The following is a 13,984-nucleotide window of genomic DNA, read 5'->3' as shown; positions in this document are numbered from 1 at the left end:
TATGCTCCGGCAACTCCACAAAGATGAGGCTCTTGCCATAGCTGGGCCAGGGCTCAGAGCCGACCGGGCGAAGGCGAAGACTCTCCGCATCACAGCCCAACAGTCGGAAGCGGTGGCCATCGTCGTCCGGATCCGTGGCGAAGACAAGCGCCTGCACGTCTCTTGCCGTACACAAATCGCTCGGCAGCACATCCACCCGCTGTCGCTCAAAATCCCCCAATAACAGCTGATGATAGTCGGCTATACTTAACCCCGTTCGCGGTAGCAAAAGCCGCTGTAGGTTGGGGCCATGGGATGGGGATTGCGAAAGGCGGTTGCCGGTATTCATCGGTACCATCCTTTATCCGTTCCCGATAGCTGGGGATTGGTTTGGCTTGGGGCACCTATGGTTTCAGTATAGTAGGTCCAATAGCGCTCGCGCGTCTCTTTATGCGCCTTACCATGGTACAGGGCCTGATCGGCAAAACGCAGTAGTTCACCAGCATCCCGTGCACCGTGCTCGGGATAGAGACACACCCCCATGGTCAGGCGTACCCCGATCTGCTGGTAATTACGCAAGGTGATGGCTTCGTTGACGTTGCACTCCAGCTTGATGAAAATCTGCTCCAGCTCTGCCGGGTGGCTGACTCTTTCCAGCAACAGGACGAATTCATCGCCACCCAAGCGAGCCACATAGTCGTAGCGCCGCACGCTGTTCCGTAATCGGCGCGCAATTACCTGTAACACCTGATCACCGGCGTCGTGACCGTAGCAGTCGTTGATGGGCTTGAACCCGTCCAGATCGATCATGCAGGCCGCGAGGCGCGTACCATAACGGTCCGCTCGCGCCATGGCCATCTCCAGCTCATCGTCGAGAGCACGACGATTGGCCAACCCCGTCAGACGGTCGTGGCGGGATTCGTACTCCAATTGGCTCACCAGCTTCTTCTCGGCACTGACATCCCGCTGAATGCCCAGATAATGGCGGATATCTCCGTTCGGATCCCGCACCGGCACGATGCTGAGCTGGTTCCAGTAGGGTTCGCCATCGCGGCGATAGTTCAGGAGCGTACCGCTATAGGGAAGGCCGGCGCGCAAGGTCTGGTCGATGACGGCGAGCTCGTGGATATCCGTATCGGGCCCCTGCAGCACCCGCAAGCTGCCATCATTCAGGTCTTCCAGCCTGTAACCGGTCATGCGCTCAAAACTCGGATTGACATAGAGTACCCGCCGCTGCGCGTCCGTCAGTACCACGCTTTCGTTGGCGACCGCAAGGCCGCGACCGAGCAGATTCTGAAACGACTCCTGGTCTCGGTATTCCAGCGTCTGACACAACCAACGCACGATGCTCTCCAGCAGCATCTGGCTGTCGCTGGACCAGTAGATCTCGTCGTGGTGGAGCAGAACCAGGAGTGCCCAGGGCTGCCCACGGCGCGTAAGGGGCAGGACTGCCGTGGAGTGCAGACCGTGACCTGCCATGCGCTGCCGCCAGGGCCGCAGGGCGGCGCTGGGGAAAAGTGGATCGGAATAAAATGGCCGCTGCTCGCGCCAGACGAGGGCCAGGGGTGCACCGCCTCCGTCCCCGTCGGGGTCGAAGGACCAGGACAGTCCCGCCAGGACAGCGTGAGAGCCCGCCAGAGCCAACACGTCCAAGCGATCCTCGAGCTCGGGCCGAACAACCGCGACCCATTGTGCCAGCCCATGGGTGCGCATCAGTTGACAGAACCGTTGCAACACCTCCGACTCCGACAAGGGCGGCGCCATGAACCCTTCCATGGCATCGCGCAGCGCACGCAGACGACTCTGGCGATCCAGGGCCTCCTCCCCAGACCGTGGGGCAAGGCCCAGAAAGCGCCGCAGCGAACTGCCCCGTCGGCGGCTGTTGGAATCGGACGTACGCATCGCAAGCAAAGCTCCGCCGCCGCCTCGTGTACCTTACGCGGCTGGGCCGGGCCTCAGGCTCAGTTGGTCTGCGCGAGAGGAATGGCGGCATGGCTGGCCCGTTGACTGGCATAGAGGGCCAAGAGTTCGCTGCGCACCACGGTGAGTTCCAGATCCAGGGCGGCGATGGGCGCGCCGCGGCACTCCCGCCGGGCCAGGAGGTGACGGCGGCGTTGTTGCAGGTTGTGGATGCGGTCTTGCGTATTCATGACGTGGACTCCTTTGGTGAAGCTAGTTCTGAACCCTACCGTTTTGCTGGACAACCACGCCGGTGCTGGCGGCGTGCGGAAACTGGGCGGCGGAAAAGGCCGCGGAGATACTATGGCCAAGGCTGCCACTGCAGCCGGAGGTGCCCACCGTCAGGGTGACGCTGGCGGGGCCTGCGGCACTGATGACGGAGCTGGTGATGGCCACCTGCCCGCAGACGGGCGCCCCACCCGTCACCAGAAAGGCCGGCGTGCCCCGACCATACACCGGGTCGGCGATATCCTTGGCACTTTGACCATTCAGGGTGGTGTAGACATTGCTGACCACTCCGTTGTTGGTGGCAGCGTAAGCATTGGTCACCGCATCCACCGCCATCTTGAAGTTGGCCGTCACCGCCTGGGCCTTGGCCGTCTGGATATACTGAAAATACTGAGGCAGTGCGATGGCCGCCAGGATCCCGATGATGGCAACGACGATCATCACTTCGATGAGGGTGAATCCTTCGGCGTTCGATCCCATGTCGGCCCCTGCGCACATCCTTGCGAACCCGTGCGGTCTATCCTGCCTACCCTTTCCGAGAGAGCTCTGCTTGAGCAAAGCCCTGTCCGAAAGGGGCACCCCGAGGGGTGCCGATAGTCTCCTGAGGAAGACCTTACTGGTAGGACACTCCGCCATTATTATCGATGGTGGCTGTGCAACCGCCGTTGTCATTTTGAGCACAGGTTATGGTGCTGGTGTTGCCGCTCGTTCCCTGCATATTCATAGCAGAGAGTGCAGAGGCAACCTGACTATTAATGCCGGTCCCGGCTGTCAGAACAACCGATATCGTTTGAGTTGTTGGGGTAATACTAGTACCGGTATCTGGGGTAACCGTCAGCTGGAAACCATTGGGTAGATTCGGATACGTGGGAACAGAGGTGGTCTGACCAGCCTGCGCTGCAGCTATGGCCGCCGTCGCCTGCGTCACAGCCTGATGGAAATCCTGGGTGATGGTGGTCGCCTTGGAGGTGGCGATGTACTGCTCGTACTGCGGAATGGCGATGGCCGCCAGGATGCCGATGATGGCGATGACGATCATCAGTTCGATAAGGGTGAAACCCGCTTCGGCGCTGGCCTGCGCCTTCTTGACCAACATGCTCATGAGATGTCTCCTTCGGTGTTGCGAAAGCTAGCCCCAGGCACCATGCCGGGGTCGCTAAGCTCAAAGCACAGTTCGTGCCAACCGCGAGGACAACCCACCAGAATCGGCGGCGCATATTCATTACCAATTGATTTACAATAGTTTTATTTGGAACGTCCGGGCGGGAAAAGGCGCAGACGGCCCCCTATCCGCCATCGCCAAAAACCCCCACCACCTATGGATGACGCCTTTCAAGGGCGACAAGACGAGGGGTTGTCGCCCATTTTGAGCGTCATCGTGGCCAAACGTCCCCTTTTACTGCGTTTTTTCAGGCACCGTTTGTCGCGCTTGCAGGGCGACATGCTATAGTGATGACGTCGATGGCGTGGAATCGCAGGATGCCGAGCAAAGCGGGCCCAGAGCAGTACCTCATCAGCACCCAGACCGCCGCCCTGCTCACGGGCAAGAGCGTGCGCACCCTGCAGCGCTGGGCCGACGAAGGGCACATCCGCGGTGTGGAAAAGGACGGCGAGCGGCGCGGCGCCGGCGGCGTCAAGCTGCTCATCGAACTGCCGAGCCTCATCCCCCACCTGAGCCTGGCCCTGGATGCCGAACGCATGGCCATCATCGTCGCCGCCGATACCGGCGCCGCCGACGCCCTGCGCGAAGTGGGGCTCTATTTTCTGGCCGAAGATCAGGCCGCCACCGCCCTGCTCTGGCTGGAAGCCGCCGCCGCCAAGGGCGACAGCGATGCCATGGACTGGCTCTCCCGCTGCTACTTCCAGGGCGTCGGCGTAGAGAGCAATGTCGCGCTGGGCCTGAGGTGGCTGGGCGAGGCGGCGGCGCGAGGCCACACCCTGGCGCTGCAGAAGATCCAGGCTCTCTGAAATCGGCAAGAATCTCCGCCGAAAAGCCATGGAAAGGGACAGTCCGCCTCAGGGCTTAGGGTCGCGATGCGTTTTCCTGCTGCGTTTGGGCGGCGTTTGGGCACCGGGCACCGCTGTCAAGGCTTCGTCAAACAGCATCCAGTAGCGCGGGCGCGTGGTTTTCCGCGCCTTGCTGGCGTACAGGGCCTGATCGGCAAAACGCAGGAGGTCGGCCATATCCTGGACCTTGGGGTGTGGGTAGATGCACACCCCCATGCTGAGGCGCACACCCACCACCGTATCGGCACGGATCTGTATGGGCTCGTTCACTACCGCCTCGACCTTGGCCAGGATCAGGCCCAGTTCTTCCATGTTGTGGTAGCCCTCGATGAGCAGCACAAACTCGTCGCCCCCCAGACGCGCCACGTAGTCGGTACGGCGCAGGGCGTCGCGCAGCCGCCGACCGATCACCTTCAGGACCACGTCCCCGGCCTCGTGGCCGTAGAGGTCGTTGACGGGCTTGAAGCGATCCAGGTCGATCATGCACAGGGCCAGCTGCGACGAGTTGCGTCCGGCCCGAGCCATGGCGACCTCCAGTTCGTCGTCCAGGGCGCGACGGTTGGCCAGGCCCGTGAGGCGGTCGTGGCGCGATTCGTACTCCAGCTGCTCCATGAGCTGGATCTCGCGGCTGATGTCGCGTTGGATACCGACGAAGTGGGTCAGCTCGCCGGCCCGGTTACGGATGGGGACGATGCTGAGGTGATTCCAGAAGGTCTCGCCGTCGCGCCGGTAATTGATGAGCCGACCGTCGTAGAAATTGCCCTCGGCCAGGGCGCGATCGATGCGCGCCAGTTCCTGCACGTCCGTCTTGGGACCCTGGAGCACGGACATGCCATGGCGCTGCAGCTCGTCCTGATGGTAGCCCGTCATCAGAAAGGAGCTCTGATTGACGTAGAGCACCCGGCGCTGCGCATCGCAGAGCACCACGCCTTCCAGCGCCGATTTCAGGGCGGCCCCCAGGATCATCTGGCGTTGCTGGGTGTCCCAGTCTTCCAGCAGGTCGCACAGGTTGCGCACGATGCCCTCCAGGAGCATCTGACTGTCGCCGGTCCAGGCTTCGGGGTCCCGGTGCAGCAGAAGCAGCAGCGCCCAATCCTGCTGCCCGCGCGGCACGGGCAAGACCGCCGCCGACTGCAGCTTGACCTGGCGCAGCTGCAGGTACCAGTCCGCAAAGGCCCCGGTGGGGGGGAGGGCCGGAGAGTAGTAGGGCTTCTGGTCGTGCCAGACCAGGGCCAGGGGCGAGCGGTCCCGGGATTGATCGGCATCGAGGGAGCCACACAGCGTTGCCAGGATGCTGCGGGAACCGGCCAGGGCGAGGGTGTGGAAGTTTCCTTCCGCATCGGGGCGGCCGATCCAGGCGTGCTGTGCGACTCTGTGGTGCAGCACCAGCTCACAGAACTGGTGGAGGATATCCAGGTCGCGCAGGGGCGCTGCCCTCTGCAGCGCGAGCGCCAGTGCCCCGCGCAGATTCATGAGCTGCTGTTGCCGCTGGATCGCGGCGTTGGCCTGCCCTTCCCGCCAAGAAAAGAGGCTGCGTCGCGGGCGTTGCCCGTCGGGCGGGTGATCTGGAGGAGGAACGGTCATGGGTGGCGTTGCGCTCTCTGCGATGGGGCGAGATGGCTCTGCCCACATTGGTCTACATCGGGTGGAGTATAGCACCACCCTTTGTCATGACGATGGCCCTGCTCCCGCCGCGCTGCCGATGGCGGCCGCCGTCCGGCCCCAGCTAGGCGATGATCGCGCGGGAGTGTTAAACTTCGCTCATGAACAGCCTGCCGCCACCAGCCGTTACCGCAGCGGCTCTTTCTGCGCCTGCCGCTGTGAGCAAGCCCTTGCTGACGGCCCAAAAGACGCGCCATCTGCTGATCCGCCTGGGCTACCTTCCCCTCACGGCAGAAAATTATCTGGGACCGCACGGTGGGGTGCACCGCCAATACACCTGGAATTTCGTACCGCCGCGGGCGCTGCTTGCCCTCAGCCGCCGCGATTCCTGGCAGGATCCGTGGAATCCCCTGGTCCTGGGCGCGCTCTATCAGTTTGAGCGTGTGCACGGCTTGCCCGTAGAGCCGGGCAAGGTCGGTATCCGCGACCTGCCGGCCGCGGTGGAACTGGCCCTGCTGGCGGCCCACAAGCCCGATCCCCTGCCCTGGACCTGGGTGCTCGTGACCAAGTTTCCGCGGCCCGAGCGCATCCACGTCTTCGTCGCCGGCAAGGGCTGGGTGCTGCAGAGCGATTGCAACACCGGCGTACTGCACGGCACGCCCGACGGCACCTGGCCCGTCTACGCGCGCGATCGCCATACCAGCATGGTGGGCAGTTTTCCCATACCGGTGCCGGCGCGGCAGGTACGTCTCTACGATGCCGCCAAGGCGGCGGGTTTTCACGTGGCGGATATCGACTTTGGCCGCTATCACCACCACTGGGTGCGCTATCAGCCCTACGACGACCCAGACATCCGCTGGGTGAACTACTTCGACCGTGGCCGCGCCGTCCATTTCTATCCCCGCGCGGCCTATGGCTTTCCCCAGAGCGCAGGCTGCGTGGAGCTGCCGCTCAAGGCGGCACAGCAGGCCTTCGGCATCCTCCACTACGGCACGCCCGTCACCGTGGTACACAGCGCCCCAGGGCCCTGGAACGCCCCCGCTTCAGCCGGTGGCGCGCCAAAACCGCAAGCGCAGAAGTCGGTCTCGGCGCTGCCCAGCCTGCATTGGACCTATCGGGTGGTGCCGCAACAATCCAGCCCGCGCAGTGTCCACTTGGCTCTCACGCCGGTGGCTCTGCCGGCCCACGCTGTTGCTCTTCCAGACGGTACACCCAGGCCAGGACCTCGGCCACGGCCCGATAGAGTTGCGGCGGGATCTGCTGGTCCAGATCCAGCTGCACGAGCAGGCTGATCCGGCTCCATAGGGTTAATAGCGGTCGCGCGCACTGGACGCGCCTCGACCTCGTGCTTGGGGCCGAGAGCGCTGCCCTACTCGAAACGTTTGAGCACGTCGTCATGGATGCGGATGCGTGCTTTCTGCCGCAGCGCCTGCAGGTAACCCGTCGTCAGCAGCCGGGCTCGCTGCTCCTCCAGCGAGCGCTGGATTTCTTGGGTGACCGAGGGATTGAGCAGCGCTCGGTTGGGCAGGATGACCCGGGTCAGGGCGTAAAGCGCATAGCCGTCCTTCTGATCCACCATGCCGAAGGAGGGAGCACCCTGCCCTTCGGGGGCCGGTGCCAAAAAAATGGCATTCATGAGGGCAGGGTCCAGACCAACGGAGGAATGGCGCGCCAGATCGCTGTAGCGCTTTTCGGGGTAGCTGCCGTTGGGATCCAGATCCTTGGGATCCTTGCTCTTTTGGGCAGCGGCCAGAAGTTCACGGGCCCGTTCCTTGGCCAGCTGACGCGCCTTCTGCTCTGCCAAGCTGGTAGCGATATCCTGGCGCACCGCCTGCAGATCCTGAGTCCGGGGCGGCGTGTAGTGGACCAGATGCACCGCCAGCAGATCGCCGTTGGATAAACTCAGGGCGCTGCTGTTCTTGCCCGCCAGTACCGCCTTGCTGAAGGCGAGGTCGAGGGCCTTTGGGTCCGCAAAGACGCCACTGGACGCCACCTTGCCGGCGACGAGCGGGCCGCTGTCATGGATCTTCAGACCGTAGGCCTTGGCCACGCCGGCGAGGCTGCCGGAGTCGCTGAACAGCTTGTCCTTGAAGTTCTCGATCTGGCTCTCGAAGGCGAGCTGGGGCGAGCCGTGGTCGGTTGCGACGGATGAGGTGCTCGCCGCCGTGGCCGTGGCCGATCCGCCTTGCTGACCGAAGTCACTGGGCCCCAGGGTCACGTACTGAACCTCTACCTCGGCGGGGAGCTGGTAGCTCGACTTGTGGCTTTCGTAGTAGGCCCGAATCTCGGCGTCGGTAGGCTCTGCGGCCTTCAGGAAGTTGCTGACGGGGATCTGTACGACGCGCGCATCGCGATATTCCTGCGACCAGGACCAGGCGGATTCGGCATCCTTGGTGCTTGCCTCGGCCAGGATCTGCGGCACGGCCTGCAGTTGTTCCAGAAGCATGCTGTCGCGCAACATGGCCTCGAACTTCACCGGCGTCAGACCATTGGCGCGCAACACTTCTTGATACTTGGCGCGGGAGAACTTGCCCTTGTCGGCGAAGGCCGATATGCCCTCGATCTTCTGCGCCAGGGCGGAATCCGGCACCTGCAGGCCAAGCTTGCGCGCCTCGTGGGCGAGGAGCAGGTTGTCGATGAGTCCGTTCAAGACATCGCGAGCAAAGCCCGGATCCTTGGCCATCTCGGCGGCCGCCTGGGGCCCAAAGACCTGGGCGTAATGCTCCTTGGCATCGTGCAGGCGCTGCTGAAAGAGCGCCGCACTGATCTTCTCGCCGTCCACCTTGGCCACCACCTGTTCCCCGGAATCGTTGGAAAACAGGTAACCGCTCACCCCCCAGAGTACGAAGGACAGCGCGATGACAGCGAGCACGACCTTCGCTGCCCAGGATTGACTCAGCTTTCGAAAGGCATCCAGCATCATTGATCTCCACGCCGACCGCAGACCCACAGCCCTGCGGTCCCGGCCATGGTAGCGCCAAGCACGACAAGAAAAAAGGCGCCCCTCACGAGGGTCGCCTTAGGGATATGGCGGGGTGGACGGGGCTCGAACCCGCGACCTCCGGCGTGACAGGCCGGCATTCTGACCGACTGAACTACCACCCCGCGATGTTTTTGGTGGGCGATGAGGGGCTCGAACCCCCGACATTCGGCGTGTAAAGCCGACGCTCTACCAACTGAGCTAACCGCCCCAACCAGACGCGCTAGTTTACGGCATCCCGCAGCGCTTTACCAGCCTTGAATTTGGGGGTGCGGCTTGCCGCGATCATGATCTCCTGACCCGTCGCCGGATTGCGTCCCTTGCGCGCTTCCCGCTCGGCTACCAGAAAGGAACCGAAACCGACCAGGGTAACCTGATCGCCTTCCTTGAGCGCTTCGGTGATGGCCTTCAGGGCGGCATCGAGGGCATGGCCGGCCGCCGCGCGACTCAGGTCGGCGTGTTCTGCGATTTTTTCGATCAATTCGGATTTGTTCATATTCCTTTCTCCTGTTATGGGCCACGGTACGCTTCGAGACGGGTTACTGCACAAGGTGCTTGACGTTATAGCAGGCAAAAAAAAGCCCTGTCAAGAAAGTCCGCGCAAAAAAAGGCGGACAGGAAACGCTTTTTATTCCACACGAATACTGGCAGCTTCACAAAAAAACTCCCTCCGATCCGACGATCGGAGAGAGTCTGCCCCGCGCATCGAATCAGTGGGCGGTAGTCGCTGAACCCTCGCCTTTTTTATCGCCTACGGGGTTGACCGTACCTACCAGAGCTCCCGGCTCGTTACCCTCCGGCAAAGGCGTGGGCATACGCTCCAGCGCGATGCTGAAAACCTCATCGATCCAACGCACGGGTTTGATGGTCAGCGCGTCGCGGACGTTTTTGGGTATATCCTGCAGATCTTTTTCATTGTCCGCAGGTATCACCACCGTCGCGATACCACCCCGGTGTGCTGCCAGGAGCTTTTCCTTGAGACCACCGATGGGCAATACCTCACCGCGCAGCGTGATCTCGCCGGTCATGGCCACACTGGCGTGCACCGGGATGCCCGTCAGGGCCGAGACCAAGGCCGTCGCCATGCCGATACCGGCGCTGGGACCGTCCTTGGGTGTGGCTCCCTCGGGGACGTGGATGTGCACATCCCGACTCTGGTAGAAGTCGGCCGCGATACCCAGCACGGACGAGCGGGCACGCACCACGCTCATGGCCGCCTGGATGGACTCCTGCATGACATCGCCGAGCTTGCCGGTAATGAGCAGCTTGCCCCGCCCTGGCACCACCACCGCTTCGATACTGAGGAGCTCGCCGCCCACCTCGGTCCAGGCCAGGCCGGTGACTTCGCCGACCCGGTTTTCCTTCTCGGCCTTGCCGAAATCGAAGCGCCGCACGCCCAAGTACTTGTCGAGATTGCGCTCGCTGACCTGCACCTTCTTGCGCTTCTTGTCCAGTAGCAGCTCCTTGACCACCTTGCGGCAGATCCGGGCCAGCTCCCGCTCCAGATTGCGCACCCCCGCTTCCCGTGTGTAATAGCGGATGATGTCGCGGATCACCGTCTGCGAGATGGAGATTTCCTCCGGCTTCAGACCGGTCTTTTCCATCTGCTTGGGCAGCAGGTACTGCATGGCGATGTGGGTCTTCTCATCCTCGGTGTAGCCCGAGATGCGGATCACTTCCATACGGTCCAGCAACGGTGCCGGGATGTTGAGGGTGTTGGCCGTGGTCACGAACATCGTATCGGAGAGGTTGAAATCCACCTCCAGATAGTGGTCGTTGAAGGTGGCGTTCTGCTCCGGATCCAGCACCTCCAGCAGGGCCGAGGCGGGGTCGCCACGGAAGTCCATGGCCATCTTGTCCACCTCGTCCAGGAGCATGAGGGGGTTGCGGGTCTGCACCTTGGCCAGGCTCTGGATGATCTTGCCCGGCAACGCGCCGATGTAGGTGCGCCGGTGTCCACGGATCTCGGCCTCATCGCGCACGCCGCCCAAGGACATGCGCACGAACTTGCGGCCAGTGGCCTGGGCGATGGAGCGTCCAAGACTGGTCTTGCCGACGCCGGGCGGGCCCACCAGGCAGAGGATGGGGCCGCGGCTGTTGCCGACCCGCTCCTGCACCGCCAGATACTCGAGGATCCGCTCCTTGACGTCCTCGAGACCGTAGTGGTCGGCATCGAGAATGGCCTTGGCTCGGGCCAGGTCCTTGGTGATACGGCTGCGCCGCTTCCAGGGCACGGCCACCAGCCAGTCGATGTAGTTGCGCACCACCGTGGCTTCGGCGGACATGGGGCTCATCATCCGCAACTTCTTGAGCTCCGCCTCGGCTTTGGCACGCACTTCCTTGGGCATGCCGGCCTTTTGAATCTTGCGCGCCAGCTCATCGGCCTCGCCAGCACCCTCCTCGCCGAGGTCGCCCAGTTCCTTCTGGATGGCTTTCATCTGCTCGTTGAGGTAGTACTCCCGCTGGCTCTTTTCCATCTGCCGCTTGACCCGGCCACGGATGCGCTTTTCCACCTGCAGGAGGTCGATTTCCGACTCCATCATGCCGAGCAGGTGCTCCAGACGACTGCGGGTGTCGGCCTTTTCCAGGATCTCCTGCTTTTCCTCGAGCTTGAGCCCCAGGTGAGCGGCGACGGTGTCGGCCAGACGATTGGGGTCGTCGATACTGGCCAGGGTCGCCAGGATCTCCGGCGGGATCTTCTTGTTCAGCTTGACGTAGGACTCGAACTGGGCGCTGACGGAACGCATCAGGGCCTCCAGCTCGCGATCGCTGCTGGTGCCGCTGCGGATGATCTGTACCTGCGCGCGCAGGAAGTCATCGACGGGGATGAAAGACTGAATCTTGGCCCGCTCCGTACCCTCCACCAGGACCTTGACGGTGCCGTCCGGCAGCTTCAGCAGCTGCAGGATGGTCGCCAGGGTGCCGATGCGATAGATCTTGTCGGGCTGTGGATCGTCGTCCGCGGCATTCTTCTGCGCCACCAGAAGTACCTGCTTCTCGCCCGCCATGGCATCTTCCAGGGCGCGAATGGACTTGGGCCTGCCGACGAACAGGGGAATCACCATGAAGGGAAACACCACCACGTCCCGCAGAGGCAGGACCGGTACCAACAGGGAATCTCCTTCCGTAAGGCCTTCGAGGCCGCGATTTTCTATATCCGCCATGGCTCACTCCATTCATTGGGTGGGGACAGGACATCCCCAGACTCGTTATAGATGTGGCCGACACCTGAACTTTTCAATGTCGGCCACAGTCTGGTCAGGCCGGGTGAGACATATCTTTCTTGCTGGCGTCGTCGTAGACCAGCAGAGGCTTGCCCCCACTCTCCACGACCGCGGCGTCCACCACCACTTTTTTGACGCCCACCAGGGAGGGTAGCTCGTACATGCTATCCAGCAGAATCTGCTCCAAGATGGAACGCAGACCGCGGGCGCCGGTCTTGCGCGTCAGGGCCTTCTTGGCAATGGCGCGCAGCGCCTCGGGGCGGAACTCCAGGGTCACACCTTCCAGAGCGAAGAGCTTCTGGTACTGCTTGACCAGGGAGTTGCGCGGCTCCGTCAGGATGGAGACCAAGGCGTCCTCGTCCAGTTCCTCCAGCAGGGCAATGACGGGGAGACGACCGACGAACTCGGGGATCAGACCATAACGGACGAGATCCTCCGGCTCCAGATTCTCCATCATGAGGTTGGTGCTGCTCTGCTTGTCCGTACGCTTGATCTCGGCGTTGAAGCCCATGCCGCCCTTCTCCACCCGGCTGGCAACGGCCTTCTCCAGTCCGGCAAAGGCGCCGCCGCAGATGAACAGGATGTGGCGGGTGTCCACCTGCAGGAACTCCTGCTGCGGATGCTTGCGGCCACCCTGGGGGGGCACCGAGGCCACGGTCCCCTCGATGAGCTTCAGCAGCGCCTGCTGCACGCCCTCACCGGAGACATCGCGGGTGATGGAGGGGTTTTCGGACTTGCGCGATATCTTGTCGATCTCGTCGATGTACACGATGCCCGTCTGCGCCTTTTCGACGTCGTAGTCGCACTTTTGCAGGAGCTTCTGGATGATGTTCTCGACATCCTCACCCACATAGCCTGCTTCCGTCAGGGTCGTGGCGTCGGCCATGGCAAAGGGAACATTGAGCAGCCGCGCCAGGGTCTGGGCCAGCAGGGTCTTGCCGGAACCCGTGGGCCCGATGAGCAGGATGTTGCTCTTGTCCAGCTCCACATCGTTGTCACGCCCACCCTTGCCGCCGTGTTCCAGACGCTTGTAGTGGTTGTAGACGGCCACGGACAGTACCTTCTTGGCCGCCTCCTGACCGATGACGTACTCGTCCAGGGTCTTGCGGATTTCCATGGGCTTGGGGAGCTTGTTGCCGCCCGTTTCGTCCTGGGCATCCAGGACTTCGTCCTTGACGATGTCGTTGCAGAGTTCGATGCATTCGTCACAGATGAAGACCGAGGGACCGGCAATGAGCTTGCGTACTTCGTGCTGACTCTTGCCGCAAAATGAACAGTAGAGGGTCTTCTCGCCGCTGCCTTCGTTTTTACCTGCCATCGTTATACTCCTGCCTGTCTTCAGGCGCCTTCGTTGTCGCCCCGGTGCGTGATCACGGAGTCCACCAAGTGATAGTCCTTGGCCTCCTGGGCGGACATGAAAAAATCTCGATCCAGATCCTGCTCGATGCGCTGCTGCGACTGCCCGGTGTGTTCCACCAGGATCTCGTTGAGGCGCTGCCGGATGCGCAGGATCTCCTTGGCGTGAATCTCGATATCGTGCGCCACGCCCTGGTACCCACCCGAGGGCTGGTGCAGCATGATGCGAGCATTGGGCAGGGCATAACGCTTGCCGGCCGCACCCGCTGCCAGCAGCACCGCACCCATGCTCGCTGCCTGTCCTATACATACGGTACTTACCGCAGGACGGATGAACTGCATGGTGTCATAGATGGCCAGCCCTGCCGTCACCGAACCGCCCGGGCTATTGATATAGAGGGCGATATCCTTGTCCGGGTTCTCGGCTTCCAGGAAGAGGAGCTGCGCCACCACCAGGTTGGCCATCATGTCTTCCACCGGACCCACCAGAAAGATCACCCGTTCCTTGAGCAGGCGCGAGTAGATGTCGAAGGCACGTTCACCACGGCCGGTCTGCTCGATGACCATGGGCACGTAGCCGAGATTCTGGATCTCGGCGGCACGGAGTTCCTGCATGGACTGCTTCATGTGCTGCTCCTTCTCGCTGTTA

The 13,984-nt window shown here is 62.6% G+C and carries 12 protein-coding genes, 2 tRNA genes and 1 pseudogene; 2 read left to right on the top strand and 13 right to left on the bottom strand.

The features are described 5' to 3' along the window. The 5 genes and pseudogenes from Q0C23_RS03505 to Q0C23_RS09845 form a co-directional block, all read right to left on the bottom strand. Positions 1-328, bottom strand: a pseudogene (locus Q0C23_RS03505) (hypothetical protein); the annotation flags it as partial. Beyond that, positions 325-1,881 (bottom strand): diguanylate cyclase, encoded by a 1,557-nt coding sequence (locus tag Q0C23_RS03500; RefSeq protein WP_291510994.1) that lies wholly within the window; start codon positions 1,879-1,881, stop codon positions 325-327. The gene Q0C23_RS03500 and the pseudogene Q0C23_RS03505, both read right to left, overlap by 4 nt. A 59-nt stretch (positions 1,882-1,940) precedes the next feature. Beyond that, positions 1,941-2,129 (bottom strand): hypothetical protein, encoded by a 189-nt coding sequence (locus Q0C23_RS03495; protein WP_291510993.1) that lies wholly within the window; start codon positions 2,127-2,129, stop codon positions 1,941-1,943. Between the two features lie 22 nt (positions 2,130-2,151). Then, on the bottom strand, positions 2,152-2,646 hold the full coding sequence (locus Q0C23_RS03490) for a prepilin-type N-terminal cleavage/methylation domain-containing protein (RefSeq protein WP_291510992.1): 495 nt from the start codon (positions 2,644-2,646) through the stop codon (positions 2,152-2,154). Between the two features lie 133 nt (positions 2,647-2,779). Then, complete coding sequence (locus Q0C23_RS09845; RefSeq protein ID WP_367273175.1) at positions 2,780-3,268, bottom strand: prepilin-type N-terminal cleavage/methylation domain-containing protein; 489 nt, start codon at positions 3,266-3,268, stop codon at positions 2,780-2,782. A 377-nt stretch (positions 3,269-3,645) separates the two neighbouring features. On the opposite strand from Q0C23_RS09845, the gene Q0C23_RS03480 reads away from it, so the two are divergent. Next, the gene (locus tag Q0C23_RS03480) at positions 3,646-4,134 is read left to right on the top strand and encodes a hypothetical protein (RefSeq protein WP_291510991.1); all 489 of its coding nucleotides are present in this window, start codon (positions 3,646-3,648) and stop codon (positions 4,132-4,134) included. Positions 4,135-4,182: 48 nt separating this feature from the next. Here Q0C23_RS03480 and Q0C23_RS03475 read toward each other — a convergent pair whose 3' ends face one another. Then, positions 4,183-5,757, bottom strand: coding sequence for a diguanylate cyclase (locus Q0C23_RS03475; RefSeq protein ID WP_291510990.1), 1,575 nt, complete (start codon positions 5,755-5,757; stop codon positions 4,183-4,185). A gap of 179 nt (positions 5,758-5,936) precedes the next feature. Between Q0C23_RS03475 and Q0C23_RS03470 the strand changes: the two genes are divergently transcribed. Then, positions 5,937-7,067, top strand: coding sequence for a L,D-transpeptidase family protein (locus Q0C23_RS03470; RefSeq protein WP_291510989.1), 1,131 nt, complete (start codon positions 5,937-5,939; stop codon positions 7,065-7,067). A gap of 77 nt (positions 7,068-7,144) precedes the next feature. On the opposite strand, the gene Q0C23_RS03465 is transcribed toward Q0C23_RS03470, so the two are convergent. The 7 genes from Q0C23_RS03465 to clpP form a co-directional block, all read right to left on the bottom strand. Continuing rightward, on the bottom strand, positions 7,145-8,698 hold the full coding sequence (locus tag Q0C23_RS03465; RefSeq protein ID WP_291510988.1) for a peptidylprolyl isomerase: 1,554 nt from the start codon (positions 8,696-8,698) through the stop codon (positions 7,145-7,147). 105 nt (positions 8,699-8,803) lie between these two features. After that, positions 8,804-8,880 (bottom strand) — tRNA-Asp (locus Q0C23_RS03460). Positions 8,881-8,890: 10 nt separating this feature from the next. Then, positions 8,891-8,966: transfer RNA gene (locus Q0C23_RS03455), tRNA-Val, on the bottom strand. Between the two features lie 12 nt (positions 8,967-8,978). Continuing rightward, positions 8,979-9,251: an HU family DNA-binding protein gene (locus Q0C23_RS03450; RefSeq protein WP_291510987.1), complete on the bottom strand. Its 273-nt coding sequence runs from the start codon at positions 9,249-9,251 to the stop codon at positions 8,979-8,981. Positions 9,252-9,465: 214 nt separating this feature from the next. Next, entirely contained in the window at positions 9,466-11,919 is a 2,454-nt protein-coding gene (gene lon / locus Q0C23_RS03445; protein ID WP_291510986.1) for an endopeptidase La, read from the bottom strand. Between the two features lie 94 nt (positions 11,920-12,013). Beyond that, complete coding sequence (clpX, locus tag Q0C23_RS03440) at positions 12,014-13,297, bottom strand: ATP-dependent Clp protease ATP-binding subunit ClpX (protein ID WP_291510985.1); 1,284 nt, start codon at positions 13,295-13,297, stop codon at positions 12,014-12,016. A 20-nt stretch (positions 13,298-13,317) separates the two neighbouring features. Beyond that, positions 13,318-13,962, bottom strand: coding sequence for an ATP-dependent Clp endopeptidase proteolytic subunit ClpP (clpP, locus tag Q0C23_RS03435; RefSeq protein WP_291510984.1), 645 nt, complete (start codon positions 13,960-13,962; stop codon positions 13,318-13,320). Positions 13,963-13,984: the final 22 nt, after the last annotated feature.

Source organism: Acidithiobacillus sp. (genome assembly GCF_023256195.1).
Classification (GTDB): Bacteria; Pseudomonadota; Gammaproteobacteria; order Acidithiobacillales; family Acidithiobacillaceae; genus Acidithiobacillus_A.
The sequence above is the reverse complement of the archived record's forward strand: the minus strand, read 5'-3'. Positions and strand labels throughout refer to the sequence as shown.

Excerpts from the sequence above, each read along its gene's own strand:
- Q0C23_RS03500 (WP_291510994.1), bottom strand. The coding sequence starts at position 1,881 with ATGCGTACGTCCGATTCCAACAGCCGCCGACGGGGCAGTTCGCTGCGG.
- Q0C23_RS03495 (WP_291510993.1), bottom strand. The coding sequence starts at position 2,129 with ATGAATACGCAAGACCGCATCCACAACCTGCAACAACGCCGCCGTCAC.
- Q0C23_RS03490 (WP_291510992.1), bottom strand. The coding sequence starts at position 2,646 with ATGGGATCGAACGCCGAAGGATTCACCCTCATCGAAGTGATGATCGTC.
- Q0C23_RS09845 (WP_367273175.1), bottom strand. The coding sequence starts at position 3,268 with ATGAGCATGTTGGTCAAGAAGGCGCAGGCCAGCGCCGAAGCGGGTTTC.
- Q0C23_RS03480 (WP_291510991.1), top strand. The coding sequence starts at position 3,646 with ATGCCGAGCAAAGCGGGCCCAGAGCAGTACCTCATCAGCACCCAGACC.
- Q0C23_RS03475 (WP_291510990.1), bottom strand. The coding sequence starts at position 5,757 with ATGACCGTTCCTCCTCCAGATCACCCGCCCGACGGGCAACGCCCGCGA.
- Q0C23_RS03470 (WP_291510989.1), top strand. The coding sequence starts at position 5,937 with ATGAACAGCCTGCCGCCACCAGCCGTTACCGCAGCGGCTCTTTCTGCG.
- Q0C23_RS03465 (WP_291510988.1), bottom strand. The coding sequence starts at position 8,698 with ATGATGCTGGATGCCTTTCGAAAGCTGAGTCAATCCTGGGCAGCGAAG.
- Q0C23_RS03450 (WP_291510987.1), bottom strand. The coding sequence starts at position 9,251 with ATGAACAAATCCGAATTGATCGAAAAAATCGCAGAACACGCCGACCTG.
- lon (WP_291510986.1), bottom strand. The coding sequence starts at position 11,919 with ATGGCGGATATAGAAAATCGCGGCCTCGAAGGCCTTACGGAAGGAGAT.
- clpX (WP_291510985.1), bottom strand. The coding sequence starts at position 13,297 with ATGGCAGGTAAAAACGAAGGCAGCGGCGAGAAGACCCTCTACTGTTCA.
- clpP (WP_291510984.1), bottom strand. The coding sequence starts at position 13,962 with ATGAAGCAGTCCATGCAGGAACTCCGTGCCGCCGAGATCCAGAATCTC.